The 24,493-nt window shown below is 73.7% G+C and carries 22 protein-coding genes; 6 read left to right on the forward strand and 16 right to left on the reverse strand.

The window, feature by feature from the left end; genetic code table 11:
• Positions 1-79: 79 nt before the first annotated feature.
• The 11 genes from ABT354_RS01600 to ABT354_RS01650 all read right to left on the reverse strand — a co-directional run bounded on the left by ABT354_RS01600 (position 80) and on the right by ABT354_RS01650 (position 11,719).
• Positions 80-1,525, reverse strand: a complete 1,446-nt coding sequence (locus ABT354_RS01600; RefSeq protein ID WP_351487437.1) for an aldehyde dehydrogenase — start codon at positions 1,523-1,525, stop codon at positions 80-82.
• Positions 1,525-2,460, reverse strand: coding sequence for an alpha/beta fold hydrolase (locus tag ABT354_RS01605; RefSeq protein WP_351487439.1), 936 nt, complete (start codon positions 2,458-2,460; stop codon positions 1,525-1,527). Before ABT354_RS01605 ends, ABT354_RS01600 begins: the two co-directional genes overlap by 1 nt.
• Before the next feature lie 183 nt (positions 2,461-2,643).
• On the reverse strand, positions 2,644-4,326 hold the full coding sequence (locus ABT354_RS01610) for a sigma-54-dependent Fis family transcriptional regulator (RefSeq protein ID WP_351487442.1): 1,683 nt from the start codon (positions 4,324-4,326) through the stop codon (positions 2,644-2,646).
• 67 nt (positions 4,327-4,393) lie between these two features.
• On the reverse strand, positions 4,394-5,251 hold the full coding sequence (locus tag ABT354_RS01615; RefSeq protein ID WP_351487445.1) for an alpha/beta fold hydrolase: 858 nt from the start codon (positions 5,249-5,251) through the stop codon (positions 4,394-4,396).
• Between the two features lie 286 nt (positions 5,252-5,537).
• On the reverse strand, positions 5,538-6,737 hold the full coding sequence (locus tag ABT354_RS01620; RefSeq protein ID WP_351487448.1) for a thiolase family protein: 1,200 nt from the start codon (positions 6,735-6,737) through the stop codon (positions 5,538-5,540).
• Positions 6,734-7,384 carry a CoA transferase subunit B gene (locus tag ABT354_RS01625; protein ID WP_351487451.1) on the reverse strand — a complete coding sequence of 217 codons (651 nt, stop codon included), beginning with the start codon at positions 7,382-7,384 and terminating at the stop codon, positions 6,734-6,736. The genes ABT354_RS01620 and ABT354_RS01625 overlap by 4 nt, the downstream gene beginning before the upstream one ends.
• Entirely contained in the window at positions 7,384-8,139 is a 756-nt protein-coding gene (locus ABT354_RS01630) for a CoA transferase subunit A (RefSeq protein WP_351488036.1), read from the reverse strand. Before ABT354_RS01630 ends, ABT354_RS01625 begins: the two co-directional genes overlap by 1 nt.
• 47 nt (positions 8,140-8,186) lie before the next feature.
• Positions 8,187-8,471, reverse strand: a complete 285-nt coding sequence (locus tag ABT354_RS01635) for a muconolactone Delta-isomerase (RefSeq protein WP_351487454.1) — start codon at positions 8,469-8,471, stop codon at positions 8,187-8,189.
• A gap of 101 nt (positions 8,472-8,572) precedes the next feature.
• Positions 8,573-9,490, reverse strand: coding sequence for a catechol 1,2-dioxygenase (catA, locus tag ABT354_RS01640; protein ID WP_351487457.1), 918 nt, complete (start codon positions 9,488-9,490; stop codon positions 8,573-8,575).
• 92 nt (positions 9,491-9,582) lie between these two features.
• A complete protein-coding gene (locus tag ABT354_RS01645; protein WP_351487460.1) occupies positions 9,583-10,686 on the reverse strand; it encodes a mandelate racemase/muconate lactonizing enzyme family protein in 1,104 nt (367 codons plus the stop codon).
• The gene (locus ABT354_RS01650; RefSeq protein ID WP_351487462.1) at positions 10,667-11,719 is read right to left on the reverse strand and encodes a LysR substrate-binding domain-containing protein; all 1,053 of its coding nucleotides are present in this window, start codon (positions 11,717-11,719) and stop codon (positions 10,667-10,669) included. Before ABT354_RS01650 ends, ABT354_RS01645 begins: the two co-directional genes overlap by 20 nt.
• A 193-nt stretch (positions 11,720-11,912) precedes the next feature.
• Here ABT354_RS01650 and benA point away from each other — a divergent pair, with 193 nt between their 5' ends.
• From benA to ABT354_RS01675, 5 genes are all read left to right on the forward strand, one after another.
• The gene (gene benA / locus ABT354_RS01655) at positions 11,913-13,253 is read left to right on the forward strand and encodes a benzoate 1,2-dioxygenase large subunit (protein ID WP_351487465.1); all 1,341 of its coding nucleotides are present in this window, start codon (positions 11,913-11,915) and stop codon (positions 13,251-13,253) included.
• A 61-nt stretch (positions 13,254-13,314) separates the two neighbouring features.
• Positions 13,315-13,860: a benzoate 1,2-dioxygenase small subunit gene (gene benB / locus ABT354_RS01660; RefSeq protein WP_351487468.1), complete on the forward strand. Its 546-nt coding sequence runs from the start codon at positions 13,315-13,317 to the stop codon at positions 13,858-13,860.
• A gap of 21 nt (positions 13,861-13,881) precedes the next feature.
• A complete protein-coding gene (benC, locus tag ABT354_RS01665) occupies positions 13,882-14,946 on the forward strand; it encodes a benzoate 1,2-dioxygenase electron transfer component BenC (protein ID WP_351487471.1) in 1,065 nt (354 codons plus the stop codon).
• The gene (locus ABT354_RS01670; protein WP_351487473.1) at positions 14,943-15,716 is read left to right on the forward strand and encodes a 1,6-dihydroxycyclohexa-2,4-diene-1-carboxylate dehydrogenase; all 774 of its coding nucleotides are present in this window, start codon (positions 14,943-14,945) and stop codon (positions 15,714-15,716) included. The genes benC and ABT354_RS01670 overlap by 4 nt, the downstream gene beginning before the upstream one ends.
• Positions 15,717-16,406: 690 nt before the next feature.
• On the forward strand, positions 16,407-19,388 hold the full coding sequence (locus ABT354_RS01675) for a helix-turn-helix transcriptional regulator (protein WP_351487476.1): 2,982 nt from the start codon (positions 16,407-16,409) through the stop codon (positions 19,386-19,388).
• 27 nt (positions 19,389-19,415) lie between these two features.
• Here the strand turns inward: ABT354_RS01675 and ABT354_RS01680 are convergent, their stop codons facing one another.
• Both ABT354_RS01680 and ABT354_RS01685 read right to left on the reverse strand, forming a co-directional pair.
• Positions 19,416-20,159: a class I SAM-dependent methyltransferase gene (locus ABT354_RS01680; protein WP_351487478.1), complete on the reverse strand. Its 744-nt coding sequence runs from the start codon at positions 20,157-20,159 to the stop codon at positions 19,416-19,418.
• A gap of 118 nt (positions 20,160-20,277) precedes the next feature.
• On the reverse strand, positions 20,278-20,946 hold the full coding sequence (locus ABT354_RS01685) for a DUF4097 family beta strand repeat-containing protein (protein ID WP_351487481.1): 669 nt from the start codon (positions 20,944-20,946) through the stop codon (positions 20,278-20,280).
• Between the two features lie 238 nt (positions 20,947-21,184).
• Here ABT354_RS01685 and ABT354_RS01690 point away from each other — a divergent pair, with 238 nt between their 5' ends.
• Positions 21,185-21,949, forward strand: a complete 765-nt coding sequence (locus ABT354_RS01690) for a helix-turn-helix domain-containing protein (protein ID WP_351487484.1) — start codon at positions 21,185-21,187, stop codon at positions 21,947-21,949.
• Positions 21,950-21,980: 31 nt separating this feature from the next.
• Here ABT354_RS01690 and ABT354_RS01695 read toward each other — a convergent pair whose 3' ends face one another.
• From ABT354_RS01695 to ABT354_RS01705, 3 genes are read right to left on the reverse strand one after another with little or no spacing between them, the layout of a single operon-like run.
• Positions 21,981-22,580, reverse strand: coding sequence for a VTT domain-containing protein (locus ABT354_RS01695; RefSeq protein ID WP_351487487.1), 600 nt, complete (start codon positions 22,578-22,580; stop codon positions 21,981-21,983).
• Positions 22,573-23,322 (reverse strand): SDR family oxidoreductase, encoded by a 750-nt coding sequence (locus ABT354_RS01700; protein WP_351487490.1) that lies wholly within the window; start codon positions 23,320-23,322, stop codon positions 22,573-22,575. The genes ABT354_RS01695 and ABT354_RS01700 overlap by 8 nt, the downstream gene beginning before the upstream one ends.
• Entirely contained in the window at positions 23,319-24,278 is a 960-nt protein-coding gene (locus tag ABT354_RS01705) for a helix-turn-helix transcriptional regulator (RefSeq protein ID WP_351487493.1), read from the reverse strand. The genes ABT354_RS01700 and ABT354_RS01705 overlap by 4 nt, the downstream gene beginning before the upstream one ends.
• Between the last annotated feature and the right edge of the window lie 215 nt (positions 24,279-24,493).

The following is a 24,493-nucleotide window of genomic DNA, read 5'->3' on the forward strand; positions in this document are numbered from 1 at the left end:
GTCCCGAACGAGACAGCGGGACGGCCTCCGGAGGTGTCTCGGAGCTATCTCGGAGGTACCTCCGGAGGTACCTCGGGTATCAGAGATAGATGCTCTGGAGCCGCTGGTACGCCGTCAGCCCCTCGGGCCCCAGCTCCCGTCCGAGCCCGCTCGACTTGATGCCGCCGAACGGCGCCGCCGGGTCCGGGATATAGCGGTTGACGCCGATGGTGCCGGTGTGGACCCGGCGGGCGACGGCGGCCCCCCGCTCCGGGTCGGCCGTCCAGACGGTGCCGCCCAGACCGAAGTCGGAGTCATTGGCGATCCGCACCGCGTCGTCGACCCCGTCATAGGGGATCAGCGACAGCACCGGGCCGAAGACCTCCTCCCGGGCGATGAAGGAGCCGTTGTCCACATCGGCGAAGACCGTCGGCTCGAAGAACCAGCCCCGGTCCAGCCCCTTCGGCCGGGACCCGCCGGTGGTCACCCTCGCCCCCGAGGCACGCCCCGCCGCGACGGCGGACTCGACGCGCTCCCGCTGACGGGCGGTGGCCAGCGGGCCTATCCGGGTCTCCGGGTCGGCCGCCGGGCCCACCGGGAGCGACTCGGCCAGCGCGGTGAAGGCGTCCACCACCTCGGCGTACCGGGCGCGCGGGGCGAGCACCCGGGTGCCCAGGAAACAGGTCTGGCCGTTGTTGAGCAGGGTGGCGCCGAACAGACCCGCCCCGATCGCCGACAGATCCAGCTCCGCGTCGTCCAGGACGATCGCCGCCGACTTGCCGCCCAGCTCCAGGGTGACCGGGCGCAGCAGCCGCCCGCAGGTCTCGGCGATGGCCCGGCCGGCGGGGGTGGAGCCGGTGAAGGCGACCTTGTCCACCGAGGGGTGGGCGACGAGATACGCGCCGACCTCCCGCCCGGCGGGGACGATATTGACGACCCCGGCCGGGACCCCGGCCGCCTCCACGGCCTCCGCCAGCAGATAGGCGTCGAGCACCGTCTCCGGCGAGGGCTTGATCACCAGCGTGCACCCCGCCGCCAGTGCGGGCGCGATCTTGAACATGGCCAGCGCCTGCGGGAAGTTCCACGGCACGATGGCCGCGACCACCCCGACCGGCTGCCTGCGGACCTCCACCGAACCACCGAGCAGACCGGGCCGGGTGTCCGCGAGGACGGCCTCCCGGGCCAGCCCCGCGAAGTACCGCAGCACGGTGCTCGGATACCCGGTCTCCAGCTGCCGCGCCACCGCCACCGGCATACCGTTCTGGGCGCTCACCCGCGCCACGAAACCGTCGGCCCGCCGGTCGATCTCCTCGGCCAGCCGCTCCATCACCCCGGCGCGGCGCGCGGGTTCCCAGGAGGCCCAGCCCGTGGGCGCGTCGAAGGCCCGGCGCGCGGCGGCCACCGCCGCGTCGATATCGGCCTCGGCGCCCTCGGGGACCCGGCCCAGCGGCTCCTCCGTACTGGCGTCGATGGGGACGATCACCCGGTCGGTGCTGGGGCGCACCCAGGCGCCGCCGATGAAGAAGGTGTCGTAACGGAGATCCATCAGGAGGCTCCCTGGTCTTTCTGGACGTACGGGGGGACAGTCCGGTCGTGCGGGAGGACCGGAGGGGCGGCCGGCGCGGTGGCCCGCAGCACGGCGGCGGTAAAGGCTTCCGGGGCGTCGAGATGCACCAGATGGCCGGCTCCGGGGATCACCTCGGAGCGGATCGCGGGCACCGCGCGGACCAGCCGCCGATGCGCCAGACGGAACAGCGGATCGCTGTTCGCGCCGATCAGGAAGGTGACGGGGAGACGGATGCCGCTGATCCGCCGCAGCGGCAGATGCTCGAACATCACGCCGTACGGATGCGGGTCCAACTCCGCCAGCACCACCCGTGCATGGGCCAGCAGACGGTTCCGCTCCCCGGCCGGCGCGGCGTCGAAGGAGGGGCCCGCCGCCCAGCGGAAGAAGTGCGCCGCGCCCTCCTCGGGGCGGCCCCGCAGCTGGCACCACTTGGCCCGGGCCACGGCGGCCAGCATCGCGGGTGTCGCCAGCCGGGTGCCGTGCAGCGGCGGCTCCACCAGGATCAGCCGGCGGACCAGATCGGGCCGGGCGACGGCCAGCGCCAGCGCGATATTGCCGCCCGCGCTCCAGCCGACCACCGTCGCCGGGGACCCGGCCACCCTTTCGAGGACGGCCACCGCGTCGGCGACATGGCGGCGGTGGTCCCGTACCGGAGGGTGTGCCGACGCGCCGTAGCCGCGCCGGTCGTAGGCGATGACCCGATGACCGGCCGCCGCGAGGCCGCCGCTGACACCGTCCCAGGTCGCCGCCTCGGCACCGCTGCCATGGATGAGCAGGAGCGGGTCGCCCGTACCGCGCTCCTCATAGGCGAGGTCCGCGCCCTCGCACGCGAGGAACATCGTCTCCGCCTTCAGTGGGACGGGCCGGCGGACCCGGCCGTCCCGGGCGGAACCCATGACGTGGGCGGAACCCATGACGCGGGGGGAACCCATGACGCGGGCGGAAAGAAGGCGCTGTGACGCATGGGACGGCTCCTTTGCCGAGGGAATCTCCTGGCAGGCTAGAGCCGTGGGAACACCGCGAAGTGTTCAACAACTGGACACTTCCGGGCCATGGTCAGCCGGGCACGCGCTCGGACTGTGGTCCGCCGGACCGGCTCAGGCCGTGATCCGCAGCGCCCGCAGTCGGCTGTAGAGCGTGGTCCGGCTGATGCCCAGCTGCCGCGCCGTCCGCAGCTTGTTGCCGCCGCAGGCGCTCAGCGCCGCCGTGATCGTGTCGTGCTCGGCCCGCTCCAGCGGGGTCATCCCGCGCAGCCGGGGACTCACCCGATACCCATCGGGCAGATCGGCCGGGGTCACATCCCCCGCCGAGCGGCGCTCCAGCACCGTACGGACGACCGTGTCCAGCTCCCGCAGATTCCCCGGCCAGGGATGCCCGGCCAGCGCGGCGAGGGCCGTCGGGGTGAAGCGCACCCGGCCCTCCGAGCCCGCGCTCCGGACCATCGCCCGCACCAGGGACGGCAACTCCTCCGTGCGCTCCCGCAGGGGCCGAAGCCCGATCCGCTCCGGGCAGCCGGCCGCGAGGGCCGCCGCCCCGCCCGCGAGCTCCCCGGCGGGCGGGCCGGTCAGCGCGGTCCACGGCCGGTCCGGCCGCTCCAGCAGCCGCCGGACCCGTACCGCACAGGCATCGGGGAGCAGCCGCACCTCCTCCACCAGCAGCAGACCCCCGCCCGACCGGGCCGCCCCGGCCGCCTCGTCGAGCGCGGCGAGCCACCCGGCCGTGCCCAGCGCCGCCGCCTCCGACCCGTCCACGGCGATCAGCGGCACCCCGGCCCCGGCGGCCAGCTCGCGCGCCCTGGCGGTGCGGCCCGTCCCCGGGGCACCGCCGATGTAGACCGGAGTCCCCGGGGCGGCCACCGGCGGCCGTACGGAGACCCCGGCGGTCCCGGCGGTCCCGCGCCGCCGGGACCCCTCCGGATCGTCGAAGGTGAAGAGCGCGCCCTCCGCCCCCGCCTCCAGCGCCCGGAACCGCACGGACGCGGTACGCCCCGACGCGAGCGCGACCTCCTCCGTCCGGCCCTCCCCGGCCCGCCCCCCACCGCGCCGGGAAAGCCCGGCCGCCAGCTCCCGCAGCCGCAGATGGTCGACCGGATCGAGCAGCTCCACCGCCGCCGGATTCGCCAGCACCACCCCCTCGCCCAGCACCAGCACCGGCCCCCTCCGCCCGGCCGACGCCACCTGGAACGCGGCCAGCAGCCGCTGCTCCGTGACGCGCGCCGACCGCAGCAGCCGCTCCTCGACATCCCGCGCCGCCCGGGCGAGGAACGGGCCGAGCAGCGGGGAGTCGTCCCGGCTGAGGCAGGTGATGTCCAGGACACCCTCCAGCCGCCGGGTCACCGGATGGGTGATGGGATGCCCGTAGCAGCTGAACCGCTTGAACGGCTCCAGATAGTGCTCGTCCCCGTGCACCGCGAGACCCCGGCGCACCTCGTGCACCGTCGCTATCGAGTTCGTCCCCGTCGTCTCCTCCAGGAACACCCCGCCCGCGACCACACCCAGCCCCTCCAGCCGCGCCCGCAGCCCTCCGCCGCCGCCGACCACCGGGGCCACGATCCGGGACGCCCGGTCCGCGAGGACCACACAGAACGCCGCGTCCCCGAGCTGCGCCGCCAGCTCCGCCAGCACCGGCCGTGCGGCGGTCGCCAGCCTGCCTCCCGTGTCGACCGCGTCCGGATCCACCCGGACCTCGGGGGCGGCGGGGCTGAGCCCGCTCATCCGGGAGCGCCGCCACGAGAGGGCGATCTCCGGGCGCGGCGGCGATGGGGTGGCGCTGTGGTGCACGGCGGCCTCCGGCGGGTGGGTACGGGGGTGTGTCCGCGCGTCCGTACGGGGTCGTACGGTCCCGTGGTCACCGGGACGGTGCGGTGCTCCGGTCCAGATGGGCGAGGAGCAGCTCCGTCACGGCCCGGGGCTCCTCCAGGGCGAGATGCCCGGTGCCGATGGTCTCCACCGTAGCCCGGGGGATTCCCGTACCCAGCTCGCGGGCGTGCTCCCCGGGGGTGGCCGTGTCCCGGGAGCCGCCCACGACCAGGGTGGGGGCCGTGATCCGCCCCAGAACCGGCCGCAGATCACAGGTGGCGAGGGCGTCGCAGCAGGCCGCGTACCCGGCGGGGTCGGCGGTGGCGAGATCCCGCAGCAGCGCCCGCCCCAGGGGTGTGCCGGCCGTTTCCGGCCCGGCGAACCACCGTCCGGGGGCGGTCGCCACCACCGGCTCCATCCCGCGCGACCGCACCAGCGAGGCCCGCTCCCGCCAGGGCTCGGGAGGCCCGAAGCGGGCGGAGGAGCAGATCAGGGCGAGGGAGGAGACCCGCCCGGGGTGGTCGGCCGCGAGCCGGGCGCCGATGGCCCCGCCGAGGGAGATCCCCGCGTAGTGGAAACGCTCGTAGCCGAGTCGGTCGGCCAGGGCGAGCACCGGTCCGGCGAGATCCTCCACCGTCGTCGCACCCGCCCCGGTGTCCGTCCCCGTGTCCGCCCCGGTGTCCGTCCCGGTGTCTGTCCCGGTGTCCGCCCCGGCGGTGGGCGGTGGCGTGGTCGCGGAGCCCCCGTGGCCCGGGAGGTCGAAGCACGCCACCCGGAACGTCCGCGCGAGCGAGGGCAGCTGCGCCGACCAGACCCGGGTCGAGGTGCCGAGGGAGGGGCCCAGGACGAGCAGCGGCGCACCGGCCGGGCCGGAGAGGATGTGGTGCGGGGGGACGGGGTGGGACATCGAGGCTCCTGAGTGATCGGGGGAGGGTGGGGCGCCCCTCCTCGTCGCCGGTGGGTGTCCCGGGTGTTCCGGGTGCCCCGGGTGCTCCCGGTGCCCCGGGTGTTCCGGCGTGCGGATTCCGCGTGGCGGCGGTCGCGGGGGACGGGGCGCGGGGTGTGCCGGGGCGGGGACATCTCGGTGTCCGTCCGGCGGGGCCGGGGCGGAGCGGCCGTGTCCCGCGTCGGGTGTGGGGTACGGGCCGCCGCGAGCGCCCAGGGCCCGCACCCCGGCCGGAACCGGCCGCCCGTCAGCGCTCCAGGACCAGCGCCAGGCCCTGGCCGACGCCGATACAGAGCGCCGCGACCCCGGTGCCCGAGCCCGCCGCCTTGAGCTGGTGGGCCACCGCGCCCGCCAGCCGGGCCCCGGACGCGCCCAGCGGATGGCCGATCGCGAGGGCCCCGCCGCGCGGGTTGAGGATCTCCGGATCGAGTTCGGGCCACTCGGCGACACACCCCAGGGCCTGGGCGGCGAACGCCTCGTTCAGCTCCAGCACGGAGAGGTCGCCGAAGCCCCGCCCGGCCCGTGCCAGCGCCCGGCGCACCGCCTCCACCGGGGCCAGCCCGAACCACTGCGGCTCCACGGCGGTCACCGCCGCCGGGCCGATCCGGGCCAGCGGCTCCCGGCCGGTCGCCCGCAGCCCCTCCTCGTCGGCGAGGAGCAGCGCCGCCGCACCGTCGTTGAGCGGAGAGGCGTTGCCGGCCGTCACCGTCCCACCGGTCGTCCGGAAGGACGGCTTCAGCTTCGCCATCGCCTCCAGCGAGGCGTCCTCCCGTACGCACTCGTCCCGCGCGAAGGTCACCGCGCCCCCACGGCCGGGCACCTCGACCGGCACGACCTCCGCCGTGTACGCCCCCTGCCGCCAGGCCCGTGCCGCCTTCTCATGGCTGGCCAGCGCGAAGGCGTCCTGCCGGGCCCGGGTGATGCCGTGCCGCTCGGCGATCAGCTCGGCGCTCTCGCCCAGCGGTACGGTCCACTGGGGGTCCATCGCCGGGTTGACCATCCGCCAGCCGAGCGTGGTCGAGTACAGCTCCTGATGGCCCGCCGGGAAGGCCCGTTCTGGCTTGGGCAGCACCCAGGGAGCCCTGCTCATCGACTCCACACCGCCCGCCACCGCCAGGGACACATCACCGAGCGCGATGGCCCGCGCCGCCTGGACGACGGCCTCCAGACCGGAGGCGCAGAGCCGGTTGACGGTCACCCCCGGCACGGTCACGGGCAGCCCCGCCAGCAGGACCGCCATCCGCGCCACATCGCGGTTCTCCTCGCCCGCCCCATTGGCGTTGCCGAGGAACACATCACCGATCCGTGCCGGGTCCAGCTCCGGCACCCGGTCGAGGAGCGCCCGCAGGGCATGGGCGGCGAGGTCGTCGGGGCGGACACCGGAGAGCGCGCCCCCGTAACGGCCGACCGGGGTACGGACGGCGTCGACGACATAGACATCCTTCATCGGGGGCTCCCAGCGGAGGGGGTGTGGACGGGTGCGGCGGTCGCCGCCCGGATCTCCTCGGCCGTGACACCGGGGGCGGTCTCGACCAGTTCCAGGCCCCGTGCGGTGATGTCGAGGACACCGAGATCGGTGATCACCCGGTCGACGCAGGCCCGGCCGGTGAGCGGCAGCGAGCACTCCGCGACGATCTTCGGGCTGCCGTCCCGGGCGGTGTGGGTCATGGTCACCACCACCCGGCGGGCCCCGTGGACCAGGTCCATCGCCCCGCCGATGCCGGTGACCAGCTTCCCCGGGACGGTCCAGTTGGCGAGGTCGCCCGTGGCCGAGACCTGCATCGCGCCCAGGACGGCGGTGTCGATATGGCCGCCCCGGATCATCCCGAAGGAGAGCGCGGAGTCGAAGAACGCGGCCCCGGGCAGGACGGTGACCGTCTCCTTGCCCGCGTTGATCAGATCGGGGTCCACCTCGCCCTCGGTGGGGTACGGGCCGGTGCCGAGGATTCCGTTCTCCGATTCGAGCACCACCCGTATCCCCTCGGGGAGATGATCCGGGATCAGGGTCGGCAGTCCGATGCCGAGATTGACGTACTCCCCGTCGCGCAGCTCCCGTGCCGCGCGGGCGGCGATCTCCTCCCGTGTCCAGGCCATCAGCCGCGCACCGTCCTCTGCTCGATCCGCTTGTCGGCCGCCTGTGCGGGGGTGAGGGCGACCACGCGCTGGACGAAGACGCCCGGTACATGGATCGCGTCGGGGTCCAGCGCGCCGGGCTCGACCAGCTCCTCCACCTCCGCGACGGTGATCCGGCCCGCCATGGCCGCCAGGGGGTTGAAGTTACGGGCCGCCCTGCGGAAGACCAGATTGCCGTGACGGTCCCCCCGGGCGGCGCGGACCAGCGCGAAGTCGGTGCGGATGCCGTGTTCCAGGACATGGTCGACTCCGTCGAAGCTCCGCACCTCCTTGGGCGGCGAGGCCAGCGCGACCCCGCCCGCCCCGTCGTACCGCCAGGGCAGTCCGCCGTCGGCGACCAGGGTTCCGACGCCGGCCGGGGTGTAGAAGGCGGGGATGCCGCAGCCGCCGGCCCGCAGCCGCTCGGCGAGGGTGCCCTGCGGGATCAGCTCCACCTCCAGCTCACCGCTGAGGTACTGGCGGGCGAACTCCTTGTTCGCGCCGATGTACGAGCCGGTGACCCGGGCTATCCGGCCCGCCGCGAGCAGCACCGCGAGACCCGAATCCAGCGCCCCGCAGTTGTTGGAGACCACGCGCAGCCCACCGGTGCCCTGTGCGTGGACCGCCGCGATCAGGACATTCGGCACCCCGCTGAGGCCGAAGCCGCCCACCGCGAGCGAGGCGCCCTCGGGGAGATCGGCCAGGGCCTCGGCGGCCGACGCGACCACCTTGTCCAGCTTATCTGTCCCGTTCGGCTTGTTCGGTTCATAAGGATTCATGGCGCTCAGTCCGCCGCCAGTGCGGAGGGGTGGGCGGCCAGCGGGGTGACCGCGACCGTCATATAGGGGAAGAGCGGCAGATTCCACAGGATCTCGTGGAGCCGGTCGTTGTCCGGGGCGTCGAAGACGCTGAGGTTGGCGTACTGTCCGGCGCGCCGCCAGATGTGCAGCCAGACGCCCTCGCGCTGGAGGCGATGGCAGTAGCTCCGCTCCCGCTCGATCAGCTCCGCGCGGAGCCCGGGGTCGAGGTCGTGCGGGAGCGCGACCTCCATCGTCACTGCGAACAGCATGGTGCTTTCCTTCGGCGGTGGCCGGTACCGGAGGCGCCGGTACCGAGGGGGCGGGGGTGGGGCGTTGGGTCCGGTCGCGGCGTCCGGTCCCTGGTCCGGTCTCAGGCCGGGTCGAGGACGAAGTCGTAGGTGACCTCATGGCCCTCGCCGCTCCGGGCGGCGGCCGGGGCGAGGATCAGCTCGGGCTTCACGGCCGAGGCGATGTCGTCGTCCACATGGCGGGTGCCCCGGAAGTAGAGCTGGGTGGTGATCAGTTGGTGGCCGGGGGCGGAGACCTTCAGATGGAGGTGGGCGGGGCGCCAGGCGTGCCAGCCGGCCGCCGCGATCAGCCGGCCGCAGGAGCCGTCGGTGGGTATCTGATACGGCGCCGGCTCCACGGTGCGGATCGCGAAGCCGCCCCGCTCGTCCGCGACGACGGTGCCCCGCAGATTCCACTCGGGCAGCCCCGGAGCGTACCGGGAGTAGAAGCCGTCCGCGTCGGCGTGCCACATCTCGATCCGCGCGCCGGGGAGCGGGGTGCCGTCCACCGAGGTCACCCGGCCCTGGAAGAGCAGCGGGGTGCCCGGCTCGTCCGCGCGCATCGGCAGGGCGGCCGCACCGTCGAAGGAGGGCGAGCCGGGGACGTAGTACGGGCCCTCGATGGTGCCCTTGCTGCCTCTGCGGTCCTCGTTGGCGACCTCCTCCACCACATGCTCGACCCAGACATCGAGGAAGAGGGGCCACTCGCCGTCCAGCCCGACCTGGATCAGCCAGGACTTCAGGGCGTCGTACTCGGCATAGCTCACCCGGTGCCGGCGGACCACCTCGTGGACGGCGGCCAGGACCTCGGAGACCAGGGTGTCGACCCGCTGGGTGTCGGCGGCGGCGCCCCCCGATGCGGACTGCTTGCTGCGGAAACGCTCGGTCGCGGCGGCCCCGGAGGCGGCGGCGCCGGCCTGCTCGGGCAGCGGGGCCACGGCGGTCCCGGTGGCGGTCCCGGTGGCGGTCGCGACGGCGGTCTCGATGTCGGTGTCGGTCATGGTGTCTCGGCTTTCCGTTCGGCTGGATGACGCGGGAGAAGGAGTCAGATCAGAGGGGTAAGGGGGGGCGGAGGGGGAAGGAGTCGGGCCGCTCAGCCGTCCTGGCGGTAGCGGGCCAGCTTGTCGGGGTCGACGACGATGCCGAGCCCCGCGCCCTCCCGTACCCGCAGCTCCCCGTCCGCGATGGAGAGCGGCTCGGCGAGGAGGTCGTCGCTCATGTCCAGGAAGTTGGACAGCTCACCGGCGTGCCGGGTGGACGACCGATGGGCCGCGCCGAAGGCCACCGAGCAGAGGGTGCCGATCTGCCCGTCGATCTGGTTGCCCATGACCACGGCCACACCCAGCCCCTCGCACTGGTGCAACACCCGCTGGGAGGCGGTGAATCCGGTACGGGCCGTCTTGACGCTGATCGCGGTGGCCGAGCCGCCCAGCAGCTCCCGGGTGACCTCGGCGGGCCGGGTCGCGCTCTCGTCGGCGATGAAGGGGACCGTGCACTGCCCCACCAGCCAGCGCCGCCCCAGCACATCGTCGGCCGGACACAGCTCCTCGGCGAAGGTCAGCCCGAGGTCCGCCATCTCCCGCAGCGCGCGGGCCGATTCGGCGGCCGTCCACCCCCGGTTGCCGTCGATGTACAGCTCCGCCTCCGGGCCGAGGGCCTCGCGCAGCGCCCGGCAGGCGGTGACATCGTCGGTGTACGGCCGCCGGCCCACCTTGACCTTGAAGGTGGTGATGCCGTACGTCTCCCGGATCCGCAGGGCCTCGGTGACCATGGCCCCGGCGGGGGCGAAGCCCACCATATGGCTCACCCGCATCCGGTCGGTCCAGCCGCCGAGGAGCGTGGCGACCGGCACCCCGGCGGCCTGGCCGAGGATGTCCCAGAGCGCCATGTCGAGGGCGGACTTGGCCGCCGGGTTGCCGACGGTCCGGTCCAGCAGGGCGTGGACGGTCTCCCGCTCCAGCGCGCAGAGCCCCAGCAGCTGGGGGGCGAAGACCCGGTCGATCACGGCGACGATCGACTCCTGGGTCTCGCCGTAGGTGTACGGCCTCGGCGGCGCCTCGGCGGTTCCCGTCAGACCGCTGTCGGTGTGCACCCGTACCAGGACATGTTCGGCGGTGTGCACTTCACCGCTGGCGAATCTCAGCGGCTTTCGGTAGGGAATGGCAAAGGGGATCGTCTCAATTCCGGTAATTTTCATGCCGTGCCCCGTCGGGATTCTCTCCTTGATGGTCGGGCCGATAGTCGGGCGGATACTCGGGCCGATATTCGGGCGGATACTCGGACCGGCACCCGATCTGGCAGCCGGACTGATGCCCGGGCTGTTTCTCCGGGTGTTCCCCGGGTGTGCCGAACATGCCGTGTGCTTCCAGGGTCTCCAGCAGATTCCTCAGCAGCGGTGAGGCGTCGTCCGCGCGCCAGGCCAGCACCAGACCCACGGGCGGCGCGTCCACGATCTCCTTGCAGACCACGCCCTCCCGGCGGGCGGCCCGGATGGAGTCCGGCAGCACGGCGACACCGAGCCCGGCGGCGACCAGCGCCAGCGCCGTGGAGGTCTCGGCGACCTCATGGGCGCGGCGCGGCCGGAAACCCGCCGCCAGACAGCCGCTGATCACCGCCTCATGGACGACGGAGCCCAGCTCGGCCCGGTACAGGATGAAGTCCTCCTCCCGCAGCTGCGCCATCCGTACCGACTCCGCCCCCCTGAGCCAGTGCTCCTCCGGCACCGCCAGGACCAGCGGCTCGTCCGCCAGCGCCCGGTGGGCGATGCCCTCCCGGCGGACCGGCGGGCGCAGTACGCCCATATCGAGACGGAGATCCAGCAGCCCCGCCTCCTGGGCGGGGGTCAGCAGCTCGGTGTGCACCTCCAGCGTCACCCCGGGCAGGGCGTGCTTGACCAGCCGCGCCAGGGCGGGCAGCTGACGATAGGAGGCGGATCCCGTCAGACCGATCCGCAGCACTCCCGCCGCGCCGGCGGCGAACCGCTCCACACGGGCCACCGCTTCGTCCACGGCCGTCAGGATGCGCCGTACATCGGCGTGGAACACCTCGCCCGCGCCGGTCAGGGTGACCTGCCGGGTGGTGCGGGCGAAGAGTGCGACACCGAGTTCCCGCTCCAGCCGGCGGACCGCCTGGGAAAGCGGCGGCTGGGCCATGTGCAGCCGCTCGGCGGCCCGGCCGAAATGGCTGGTGTCGGCGACCGCGGCGAAATACCGGAGGTGTCTGAGTTCCATCGGAATCTCCCTCGATTGCGCCTCATCGTAGGGACCGGATCCCATACGCAACAAATATCTGAATGCAGCGTATTGATATGCGGGAGATATCAATACCCCCCTGGGTCAACCCTGGGGAAACGCCTGGGGCCGCAGGCTTCACCTCGGTGTCATGGTGCTGAAAAGCAGCCGTAACGATCGAAGGGACCAGACCATGGCCGATGACCGGGGCCGTGCGCGGGCCATCCTCGAGGACGCTCTGGAGGAGGACCCCGAGAGCGGTGTGTACCGCGTCCGCCGGAGCGTCTTCACGGACGAGGAACTCTTCGAGCTGGAGATGAAGCACATCTTCGAGGGCAACTGGGTCTATCTCGCCCATGACAGCCAGATTCCCGGGCCCGGGGACTACTTCACCACCTACATCGGCCGCCAGCCCGTCGTCGTCACCCGCGACAAGCAGGGCGAGCTGCACGCCCTCGTCAACGCGTGCAGCCACCGGGGCGCGATGCTCTGCCGCCGCAAGACGGACAACCGCACCACCTTCACCTGCCCCTTCCACGGCTGGACGTTCAGCAATACGGGCAGGCTCCTCAAGGTCAAGGATCCGCGCGGGGCCGGCTATCCCGAGCAGTTCAACACCGACGGCTCCCACGACCTGACCCGGGTCGCCCGCTTCGAGAGCTACCGGGGATTCCTCTTCGGCAGCCTCAACCCGGATGTCGTCCCCCTCACCGAGCACCTCGGTGAGGCCGCGAAGGTCATCGACATGGTGGTCGACCAGTCGCCCGAGGGGCTGGAGGTGCTGCGCGGCTCCTCCACGTACACCTATGACGGCAACTGGAAGCTCCAGACGGAGAACGGGGCCGACGGCTACCACGTCTCCGCGACCCACTGGAACTACGCGGCCACCCAGGCGCGCCGCGCCTCCGGGGAGTCGGCCAATGACACCAGGACCATGGACGCCGGGGGCTGGTCCCGGCAGCAGGGCGGCTTCTACTCCTTCGACCACGGCCATCTGCTGCTCTGGACGAAGTGGCTCGACCCCGCCAACCGCCCCCTGCACGACCGGCGCGACGAGCTGGTCGCCGCGTTCGGGGAGGCGAAGGCGGACTGGATGATCGGCGTCTCCCGCAATCTCTGCCTCTATCCGAATGTCTATCTCATGGACCAGTTCAGCTCCCAGATCCGGCACTTCCGGCCGATCTCGGTGGACCGGACGGAGGTCACGATCTACTGCATCGCCCCCAAGGGGGAGAGCGCCGAGGCACGGACCCTGCGGATCCGCCAGTACGAGGACTTCTTCAACGCAGCTGGCATGGCCACGCCAGACGATCTTGAGGAGTTCCGCTCCTGTCAGAAGACCTATCTGGCGGGCGCGGCGCCGTGGAACGACCTCAGCAGGGGTGCGGTCCACCAGATCGACGGCCCCGACGAGGACGCCCGGCTCATCGGTCTGGAGCCCCTCGCCAGCGGGGTGCGCACGGAGGACGAGGGCCTCTACCCGATCCAGCACGGCTACTGGCAGCGGACCCTGCGCCGGGCGCTGGACGGCTGACCGACCCCGTACGGAACATCCGCGGCGACCGCGCCACGACCCGAAGGGACCCCCTACCACCATGACGCTGTCCGATGCCCCGGCCGATCCCGCGGTCGACGCTCCGGCCGATGCCCCCGCCGTGCCGCTGGAGACGGTCCGCCGCTTCCTCTACCGCGAGGCCCGCCACCTCGACGACCGCGAGTTCGAGAAGTGGCTGGAGTGCTACCACCCGGACGCCGAGTTCTGGATGCCGGCCTGGGCCGACGACGAGGAACTCACCCGCGACCCCCGGACCGAGATCTCACTGATCTACTACGCCAACCGGGGCGGCCTGGAGGACCGGGTCTTCCGTATCCGCACCGATCGCTCCAGCGCCACCAGCCTGCCCGAGCCGCGCACCGGCCACAACATCACCAATGTGGAGATCACCGGGGAGTCCGGCGGCGTCGTGGAGGTGCGCTTCAACTGGTTCACGCTCTACTACCGCTACCAGAGCGTCGACACCTACTTCGGCACCTCCTTCTACCGCGTCGACTTCTCCGGCGACGCCCCGCTGATCCTCAGCAAGAAGGTCGTGCTCAAGAACGACTACGTCCACCATGTCGTCGACGTGTACCACGTCTGACAGGTCCGAATCGAGTACCCCATGAGCACCCCCACGGCCTTCCAGGTCGCCCTGAGCTTCGAGGACGGCATCACCCGCTTCATCGACTGCCGACCGGGCGAGACCGTCGCCGACGCCTCGTACAAGGCACGCATCAATATCCCGCTCGACTGCCGCGACGGGGCCTGCGGCACCTGCAAGTCGTACTGCGAGTCGGGCAGTTACGACGGCGGCGACTACATCGAGGAGGCGCTGACCGACGACGAGGCCGCGAGCGGCTACTGTCTGCCCTGCCAGATGACCCCGCTGAGCGATCTGGTGCTGCGGGTCCCCGCCACCTCGGCCGCCGCCCGGACCTCGGCCGCCGTCCACACCGCGACGGTCACGGCCGTCGAGCGGCACTCCGGGCGCGTCGTCGGCCTCACCCTCGACCTCGACGACCGCCGGACGCTGGACTTCCTGCCCGGCCAGTACGTCAACATCACGGTCCCCGGTACCGATCAGCACCGCTCCTACTCCTTCAGCTCGGGGCCGAACCAGCGGGCGGCCTCCTTCCTGGTCCGGATCGTCGACGGCGGTGCGATGTCCGGCTATCTCACCGAGCGCGCCCGGCCCGGTGACCGGATCGAATTCACCGGCCCCATGGGCACCTTCTACCTCCGTCCGCTGACCCGTCCCGCACTCTTCCTGGCGGGGGGTACGGGGCTCGCCCCTCTGCTGTCGATGCTGGAGAAGCTCGCCCAGGGCCAGGGCCAGGGCCAGGGCCAGGCACCGGTCGCCCACCCCGTGCATCTCCTCTATGGCGTCACCACCGACGAGGACCTGGTCCATCTGGACACCCTCGCCGACTACGCCGCCGTCATCCCCGGCTTCACCTTCGACCACTGTGTCGCCGACCCGGCCTCCCGCGCACGGAACAAGGGCTTTGTCACCGGGCTCATCGACGCGGAGACCCTGCACGGCGGTGATGTGGACATCTATCTCTGCGGGCCGCCGCCCATGGTCGACGCGGTGCGGAGCCATGTCGCCGCGCTCGGGATCGCACCGGCGGCCTTCCACTACGAGCGGTTCGCCCCGGCGAAGGAGACCGCGGGGGCCGCCCGGTGATCGCGCATCCGGGCCGGTTCAGCGGCCGTACGGTCCTGGTCACCGGGGCCGCCCAGGGCATCGGGCTCGCCGTCGCCCGCCGGCTGGCGGCGGAATCGGCCCGGGTGGTCCTCGCCGACCGCGCCGAAGCCGTCCACGATGCCGCCGCCGAGGTGGGCGGGGCCGCCGTCGTCGCCGATCTGGAGCGGTACGAGGGAGCGGAGGCGGCGGTCGCGGCGGCCCTGGCCCGGGACGGCCGGATCGACTGCCTCGTCAACACCGTCGGGGGCACCATCTGGGCCAGGCCCTATGAGCACTACACCCCCGACCGGATCCGCGCCGAGATCGAGCGCTCCCTCTTCCCGACCCTGTGGATGTGCCGGGCCGTGCTGCCCCATCTCATCGAGCGGCGCTCCGGCACGATCGTCAATGTCTCCTCCGTCGCCACCCGGGGCGTCAACCGGGTGCCCTACGCGGCGGCCAAGGGCGGGGTGAACGCCATCACCACCGCACTGGCCCTGGAGGCCGCCCCCTATGGCATCCGGGTCGTGGCGACCGCCCCCGGCGGCACCGAAGCGCCCGCCCGCCGCATCCCGCGCGGGCCCGCGCCCGAGGGCGGCCGGGAGGAGGAGTGGTACCGGCAGATCGTGGACCAGACGGTGGCCTCCTCGCCGATGAAGCGGTACGGGTCGCTGGAGGAGCAGGCGGCGGCGATCGTCTTCCTCGCCTCCGACGAGGCCTCCTACATCACGGGAACCGTCCTGCCCGTCGCGGGCGGCGACCTGGGCTGAGCCGTTCCCGGCCGGCGGCGTCCGGTGCCAGGGGTCCTGCCGTGCCAGGGCCAGGGCCAGGGCCCGGTTCCGGGCAGGCGCGGTGCCCGTGCTGCGGCCGGAAGGGTCGCCTTGGGTCCGGGGGTTCGGTGTGTGGCCTCCTTCCCCGGGGCCGGTCGAGCGGGGGTCCCTTCGGATCGCCCGGGGCGTGCGAGGGGTCTGCCCGGCCCCGGCCCGGGACAGGCGTGGTGCCGGGGCTCTGCGCGGCGCTCCGGCCTGGCCTGTTCTCGCGGGCGTGGTGCCGCTGCTGGGGCGGGAGAGGGCTGCCCCCGGCCTGGGGTCTTCGGTACGGGGTGCTGCCCCGGCGCCGGTCGAGTGAGGGCTCCCGGGCCCGCGCGTGGTGGCCCGGGTCGGGTCGGTCCCGCCCGCGTTCCGACGCACGTGGTGCCGGTGCTGCGGCCGGAAGGGTCCGCCCCGGGCCCCGAGCCTCCACCCGGGACAGGCGCGGTGACGGGTCTCCTGCGTGGTGCTCCGGCCGGGCCCGTTCGCGGGAACGCCGTGCCGGGCCTCGGTCGGAAGGGTCCGCCGGGGGACTCGGTCCTCGGCGGCACGAGGTGCTCGCCCGGCCCGGGGTGAGCGCGGGCCCGGGGCAAGGCGGGTGTCGTGGCGGGCCGGTGGGTGTCGGCGGCCGCAGTGCTAGCGTGCTGACCCATGGAGAACCGCCCTGACCAGCGCGGTCCGATCGGACGGGCCGGGGAGATCGCGGCGCTGGCCTGTGCGCTCCGGGCGGCCCGCGCGGGCCGCCCCTCGGTGGTGCTCATCGAGGGCCCGGCGGGCAGCGGCAAGACGGCCCTCGCCGGGCATGTCCTCGCGGCGCGGGCCGCCGGGACCGGCCCGCCGCAGCCCGTACCGGACGGGCCGGCCCCGGCCGCCGGGCTCCCCGGACCCTCCGGGCGTACCGGGCCGCCGGTGTCTCCCGGGGCCGCCACCGCCCCTCTGGTCTCGCTCACTTCCCTGGCCTCTCCGGCATCGCCCGGGGACGAGGGCCCTCCGGCACGGGAGCTGCGGATCGTCCGGGTCACCGGGGTGCCCTGGGAGTCCGGGCAGCCGCTCGGTCTGGCGGAACAGCTGGCGCGGGCCTGCGCGCCGGCCCCCGCCCCCGGACCCGTCTCCCCTCGGACGGTCCTCGGCGCGGGCGCGTGCCTCCACCGGCTCTGGGCCGACGCCCAGCGGCAGGGCCCCCTCGCGGTGGTCGTGGACGACGCCCACTGGGCCGACCCGGAGAGCCTGCGCGCCATCGGCTCCGCCGTCCGCGCCCTCACCACGGAGCGGGTCCTCGTGCTGCTGCTCGCCCGGGACGACCTCCACGGACCCCATGAGGAGGTCCCCGTACAGACCCTGGAATTCCTCGACGGCCACCGCGACGGGGCGATACGGCTCGGTCCGCTCGGCCCCGAGGAGATCCGGGAACTGGCCCGTGCCACCGCCGGTCCCGCGCTCTCCCTCCCCACCGCCCGCCATCTCGGCCGGCACACCCGGGGCAACCCCCGGCAGATCCTCCGGCTGCTCGACGAGGTGCCCCGGGAGACCTGGCGGGACCGGCAGCCCGCCCTCCCCGCCCCGGCCCGCTGGACCGCCGATGTACGGCACCGGCTCGCCCGCTGCGGTGACGCGGCCCGCGCCCTGGTCGAGGCGTGCTCCGTCCTGGTCGACGGCGACAGCGGCGGCGACAACGACGGCGGGGGCGCGGACGCCGTCCCCGTCGCCTCGGCGGCCGCCCTCGTCCACCTGGCGGACGCCCTGCCCGCCGCCGACGAGGCCTGCGCCGCCGGACTGCTCACCGCCACCGTCGAACCGGGCCGTACCCTGCTCTCCTTCCCCCACCCCCTGACCCGGGCCGCCGTCCGTACCGGGATCGGCCTGGCCCGCCGGCGCGAGCTGCACGGCCGCGCGGCGGAGCTGGCCGAGGACCCCGGCCTGCGGCTCACCCATCGCGCCGCCGCCACCACGGCCGACGCCGAACTCGCCGGGGAACTCGACCGGTACGCCGCCGAGCGGGCCTCGGCCGGGGAGTGGGCCGCCGTCGCCGACGCCCTGGTCCGGGCGAGCCGGCTGAGCACGGACCGGGCCGCCCGCCAGGACCGGCTGCTGCGCGCCGTCGACGCCATGATCGCGGCCGGGGACGTACCCCGGGCCGCGGCCTTCGCCGCGGAGCTGGAGAGCTTCCCCGCCGGCACCCTCCGCGATGTCGTCCTCGGCTATCTCGCCATCATGCGGGGCCGCTCGGCGGAGGCCGAGACCTTCCTCGGCCAGGCGGAGAAGGGCTGTGTCCCCGGACAGCGGCCCGATCTGATGGCCCGGATCTGCCAGCGGCGGGTCCTGCACGCCCTGGGCCGCTGGGACGCGCCCGCCCTGGTCGCCTGGGCCCGGCGCGCGCTGGAGTGCGCCGACCCCGGCGACCCCTCCGCCATCGAGTCCGAGGCGGTGCTCGGACTCGGACTCGCCGCCCTGGGGCGCCCCGAGGAGGCCGTCGCCGTCTACGAGAGAGCCCTCGCCAAGGATTCCGGAGGGGCCCAGTCCCAGCGGTTCCGGCTCGGACGCGGCTGGGTCGACCTCGCCCATGACGCCCCCGAGGCCGCCCGCCGCGAACTGGAGGGGGCCGTGCCCACCGGCTACCGGATGGGCTCCACCCGGATCTCGCTCTGGGCCAGGGCCTGGCTGGCCCGTACCCAGTTCGCGCTGGGCGCCTGGCCGGAGGCGCTGGAGACGGTCGACCGCGCGGCGGCCCGGCTCACCGAGGTCAGGATCGAACTCGTCCGCCCGGCGGTGCACTGGACCGGGGCGCAGATCCACGCCCTGCGGGGCGACTGGGCGGCGGCCGAACGCCATCTGGAGGAGGCGTCGGCGGGTATGCACCACTACGAGGTCATGGTGGTCCCCTCCTGCCTGGCCCGCGCCCAGGTCGCGGAGGCCCGCGGCGACTACGCGAGGGTGGTCGAGGCCCTCGCCCCGGTGGTCCGGCTGCCGGACCGGGCGGGTATCGACGAACCCGGCTTCTGGCCCTGGCAGGACGTCTACGCCAATGCCCTGGTGATGACCCACCGCGTCGAGGAGGCCGATGCCTTCCTCGCCCCGTACGAGGAGCTGGCGGCCCGCCGGGGGCACCGGTCGACGCAGGCGCGGCTGGGCCTGGTCCGGGGGCGGATCACGGCCGCCCGGGGCGATGTCGCCGCCGCGCGCGAGGCGTTCGAGGCCGCCCTCGCCCACCTCGGCAGCCTCCCCCTGCCCTATGACCGCGCGCGGGTGAACTTCGCGTACGGGCAGACCCTGCGCCGCGCGGGCAAGCGCCGGGACGCCGACACGGTCCTCAAGAACGCCCGCGACGCCTACCGTGCCCTCGGCGCCCGTACCTACATCGACCGCTGCGACCGCGAACTCCAGGCGGGCGGGGTGAGCACCGGCCGGGGCACCTCGGGCCCCTCCCCGCTCACCGCCCAGGAACAGGCCGTGGCCCGGCTCGTCGCCCAGGGCGCGAGCAATCAGCGGACGGCCTCGGAACTCTTCATCTCCGTCAAGACCGTGCAGTACCACCTGACGCGGATCTACGCGAAGCTCGGCATCCGCTCCCGGGGCGAACTGGCCGCCCGCCGCCACGAGATCCCCCATCCCGAGGGCCCGGCTTCCGAGGGCTGACCTCCGGCACCACCGGGTCCGGTCCGCTCACCCCGGGGCCACGAGGAGGCGGTAGCCGGCGTCGATCTCCTCGCGGTCGAGCAGGTCGGCATGGCGTCGGTGCCACCGGCCCGATGACAGGTCGTCGGAGAGCCGCTCCAGACCCGGCCGGAGGACTTCCTCCGGGGCCCGGGCGAGAATCGAGATACCCGCCCTGACCCGCGGATCGAGGTAGGCCTCGGGCCGCCGCCAGAAGGCGGCGAGGAAGCCGTCGGTGCAGTCGTGCGGGACGGGGACGGTCTCCACGCGGGCACCGCCCAGCAGGGTCACCAGGCGATCGACCCCGAACGCCCGTGCGTCGTCGGCCGGGGTCAGCACCTCGGGCAGATACTCCTTCAACAGCCACATATCGCGGCTGACCCCCTGGTCGAAGGTGAGGACGACGATCCGTTCCCGGGCGATGCGGCGGAGTTCCCCGATGCCGGCCTCCAGGTCGCTCCAGTGGTGCACGGTCAGGAGGGCCATCACCGCGTCGGCCGAGTCGTCGGCGAGCGGGATCGACTCCGCGGACGCCCGCAGGGCCCGCGCGGATCCGGCCGGCCGCTGGGCGATCATCACCGAGCTGGGTTCGACGGCCAGGACCGTCTGCGGTGGTTCGTAGGAGCCGGTGCCGGCCCCCACATTGATCACCGTGGCGGCACCGCCGAGGGCCCGATGGATCCTGGCGGCGATACGGGGGTCCGGTCGCCGGGTGTCGGTGTAGCTCGCACCGATGCTGTTGTAGATCGCCACACCCCCAGTATGGGCCTGCCGCGCCAACACCGGGAGGAGTCCGAGGTGTTGGCGGCGTGGCGTCGTGTACGGCGTCGGCCCCGTTGGGCCGGGGGGGCTCAGTTCGGCCGGGTGGGGCTCAGAGGCTGCGGGCGGTGATGTCCCCGTACCCGGTGGTCGCGTGGATGGCCAGGCCGATGGTGCCGGCGCTGTTCGCGAGTGCGTTGTGGACACGGCCGTAGGTGGTGCCGGAGTCCAGGGAGGCGGCGACCCCGCGGGCGGCGGCGACCGACACATCGCCGGCCTCGGTGCGCAGTACGACCGTGCCGTGCACGGCCTCGGCGACGGTGATGTCGCCCTTCTGGGTGCTGATCTCCGCCGCGCCGCCCAGACGGCCGACCGAGATGCCGCCGGCGAGGAGGGTGAGGCGGGCGCTCGCGGTCTCGTCGAGCTTGATCGAGCCGTGTGCGCCCTGGAGGGTGACGTCGCCGAGGCGTCCCACACCCCGGAACTCGGCGTCGGCCGCCTTCGCCTCGACGCGGGAGCCGGCGGGCAGCTGGACGGTCACCTCGATGGACCCGGAGTGGCCGACGACCCGGTTCCCGGCCGGCGCGGCGCCGATCCGCAGGACACCATCGGCGTACTCCACGGTGGTCCGTTCCGCCGCCGTCACGTCGTGGCCCTTCGAGGCGTCCGCCGGCCGGACCTCGACGGTGGTGTCGGCCCGGTCGGCGGCGATGAACCGGACGCGCCCCGCGGGGATGTCGAGGACGGCGGAGATGGGGGCGGTGGTGTCGAACTTCTGCATGGTGTTCTCCTTGCGGTTCCGTGCTGGCGTCTCGTTGTTTCCGACAAGGGAAAAGCTACGTTGCGTTCGCGGAAGCATCAATAAGCGTGTTGCGCAGAATCGACATAAATGCAGGTCGGAGCGGTGAAATCGTTGCAACGACCTTTAAGGTTAACGCAATGAGGCCTCCGTGTTCGTTGCAATGGGTTGAGAGTGAAAGCTAAGGTGGGGGCACCATGGACCAGAAGAGGAGGCCACCGTGCCGGGAGGCAGGCTCACCCAGCAGGAACGTCGGCAGATCGCGTTGGGGATGGCCGACGGCCTCGCCTACGCGGAGATCGCCCGGCGCCTCGACCGCCCGACCTCGACGGTCACCCGTGAGGTGACGCGCAACGGCGGGCCCACCGCCTACCGCGCCGATCTGGCCCACCTCGCCACCGAGCGCCGCGCCCACCGGCGCCGGCCGGCCGCGACCCGGGAGGCCCCGGCCCCGGCACCCCTCCATGGGCGCGACGCCGAGGCCGTGCGCGCGTACGAGGAGCTGTTCACCACCGTCCTCATGGCCTCGGGCAGCCCCAGGATGATGGCCCGGGTGCTGGCCTGTCTCACCCTCACCGACACGGGCAGCCTCACCGCCTCCGAACTCGTCCGGCATCTCCAGGTCAGCCCCGCGTCCGTCTCCAAGGCGGTCGCGTTCCTGGAGGGTCAGGGCCTGATCCGCCGGGAGCGCGACGAACGCCGCCGCGAGCGCTATGTCGTCGACGACGACGTCTGGTACCAGTCGATGATGGCCAGCGCCCGGGCCAGCGCCCAGCTCGTCGAGATCGCACGGCAGGGCGTCGGTGTCCTCGGCCCCCGGACCCGGGCCGCCGACCGCCTGGAGAACATCGCCCGCTTTGTCGACTTCGTCTCCGAGAGCATCGCCCGCGCCGCCGAGCAGGCCCGCGAGATCCTCCACACACGCCCCGGACCACCGTCGGACGACACCGCCGCCCCGAGTGGCCCGAGTGCCCCGATCGGCTGAACGGCCCGCGGCCCGGGGGTGTTTCCCCCGGTCAGGACGGCGGCGCGGCGCGCGTTCCCCGTACCTCGGAGAGGATCCGTTCGGTGCGCCGGAAGCGCCGGAGCAGATGAGGTGCCCGCGCGCCGACGGCGGCGAGCAGCGTCATGGGCACCCAGCGGCCCGCCAGCACGGTCAGGGCGATGGACCACGGCGGGATGCCCGCCAGCGCGCACGCCAGCACGGCCACCCGGGGTGTCCACGGCAGCAGGGAGAGCAGGGCGAGGGCCCAGAGACCGTGCTCCGCCACCCGCGCGGCGGCCTCCCGCAGCTCGTCCCGGCCGGGAGCGGCGTCGCCGAAGGTCTCCAGCAGCCAGGGCCCGGCCAGTTGTACGACCGTCGCCGCCAGGAACGCGCCCAGGGCGGAGGCGACGGCAAAGGTCAGGGCGACGGCCGGCCAGCGCCGTGGGTGGAGCGCCGAAACCCCCATGAGCAGCATCTGGTTGGGCAGGACCGGCAGCGCGTAGTCGCCGAGCGGGAAGACGGCGAGCGCCGGAAGGAACCACGGCCGGTGCGCGGCGCGGTCGAGCCGTGCCAGGATCCGTCCGGTACGGGTGGTGGGCGCGCGGTGGGCGGCGGCCGGGGCGTCAGCCATGGCGCAGCGCCCGGTAGCCGACGGACGGGGCGATCCGCATCAGCGCGGGCAGCAGACGGGCCTTCCCGACCGGGATCTCCGCCCGGTCGCGGTGGATGCCCGCGATCACCGCACGGGCCGCCTCGTCCGGGCTGATCTTGTTCCGGCCCCGGCCCGCGGTCATATCGGTCTCCACGAGAGGGAGGATCACCTCCATCACCCGGACCTGGGGCGCGGACTCCTCGCACTGGTAGCGCAGGGCCCGGGTGAAGGTCCGCACCGCGGACTTGGCGGCGCAGTACACGGGTGCCGATGCCTTGGGGATGACGGCCAGCCCGCTGCCGATGTTCACGATCGCGGCCGACGGCCGGTTCCGGAGATGGGGGAGCAGGCCCGTGGAGAGGGTGATGACGGCATCCAGATTGACGGCCAGCTCCCGCCGGAGGACCGGCCGCAGATCGCGCGGATCGCCGTTCAGGAAGTCGCTGAGGTTCTGTACCCCGGCGTTGTTGACGACCACGGACAGCTCGGGATACCGGTCGGGCAGCCCGTCGCCGAAGGCGTCGACGGCGTCGGTGTCGGAGAGGTCCAGGATCTCGGCCGACACCCGGTCGCCGTACTCGGCGGTGAGATCCGCCAGGCCGCGGGGGTCCCGGCCCACGGCCACCACGTGCGTACCGAGCCCGATCAGCCGCCGGGTCAGGGCCCGGCCGACGCCTCGGGTCGCGCCCGTGACGAGCACTGTTCTGCCGGTGAGGTTCATGAGGTCCTTCTGTTCGTCGGTTCCTGGGTACGGGCCGCCGGCCCATCGGGGGCCGGCCGCCGGAACGCCGCGCGGTAGACCGAGGGGGTCATGGCGGTCCGCACCTTGAAGTGGCGGGTGAAATGGGGCTGGTCGGCATAGCCGCAGGCGAAGCCGATGACGCTGACGGTGTGCCCGCCGTGCATCAGCAGCTCGGCGGCGATCTCCGTACGTACGCGCGCCAGCAGTCCGCTGAAGCCTCCCGCGTCCCTCAGCCGCCGCTGGAGACTCCGGGGCGGAAGCCCCAGCTCGGCGGCGAGGCAGCCGAGTGTCCACCGCCGGGCGGGATCGGCGGCGAGCAGCCGGTACGCCCGCGAGGCCGCGTCCTGACCGGCGTCCTCGGCCGGGGCGCGTACGGGGGGTGCCGTATGCGGCCAGGTGAACCGCCACAGGGCGCTGTCCCGCAGTCGTGGCGCGGCCGTGAAGGCGCCGTCCGTGAACACGGTGACCGGCCCGTCGTGGCCGGTGGCGACCACGAGGTCCCGCGCCCCGCACAGCGACAGCAGCACCGTCAGCACACCGAGGACGAGGGCGTCCTCGGCGGGTTCCGGTGGCGCCGAGGGCGGTCCGATGTGCTCCGCCAGGAGATGGCCCGTGCCGTGCTCCCGGACCACCACCCGGTGGCGGGAGTGGGTGAACCGCTCCAGCCGCTGCCACCGTTCGAACAGATCGTGCGGGCCCACGGCGCTCAGCAGGGCCGAGACAGCGGGGTCGGAGGAGGCCGCCGGGAGCGCCGAGCCGACGCGCAGCAGGGGCAGCAGGCCGTGGTCGTGGGCGACACCCGTCAGGAAGGCGCGTTTCGCGGCGAACGGCAGCAGCGCGCCGTCGCTCACGGGCGGGACGGCATGGATGCCCTCGGCCGCCAGGGCGTGCCGGACCAGCTCCAGCAGCCTGGCACTCGCGTACTCCTCCGCCATGACCTCCCCTTCCCCGGGCCTCTCCCGCTCCGGGGCGAACGGTAGGCCGGGCGGCCGGGGGTGTCTTGAACGATCGCGCCACCGGGCCCGTGCCAGGGGGCCGCCCGTCACCCGAGGCCGGTGGCTGTCCCTCACCCGCCACCGGCGGCCTGCCCGTCACCCGTCACCCGAGGCCGGTGGCGGCCCGGAAAATCCCGCCGCCCACCCGTTCGACT

It is taken from the genome of Streptomyces sp. NPDC000594, assembly GCF_040299965.1.
Lineage (GTDB): Bacteria > Actinomycetota > Actinomycetes > Streptomycetales > Streptomycetaceae > Streptomyces.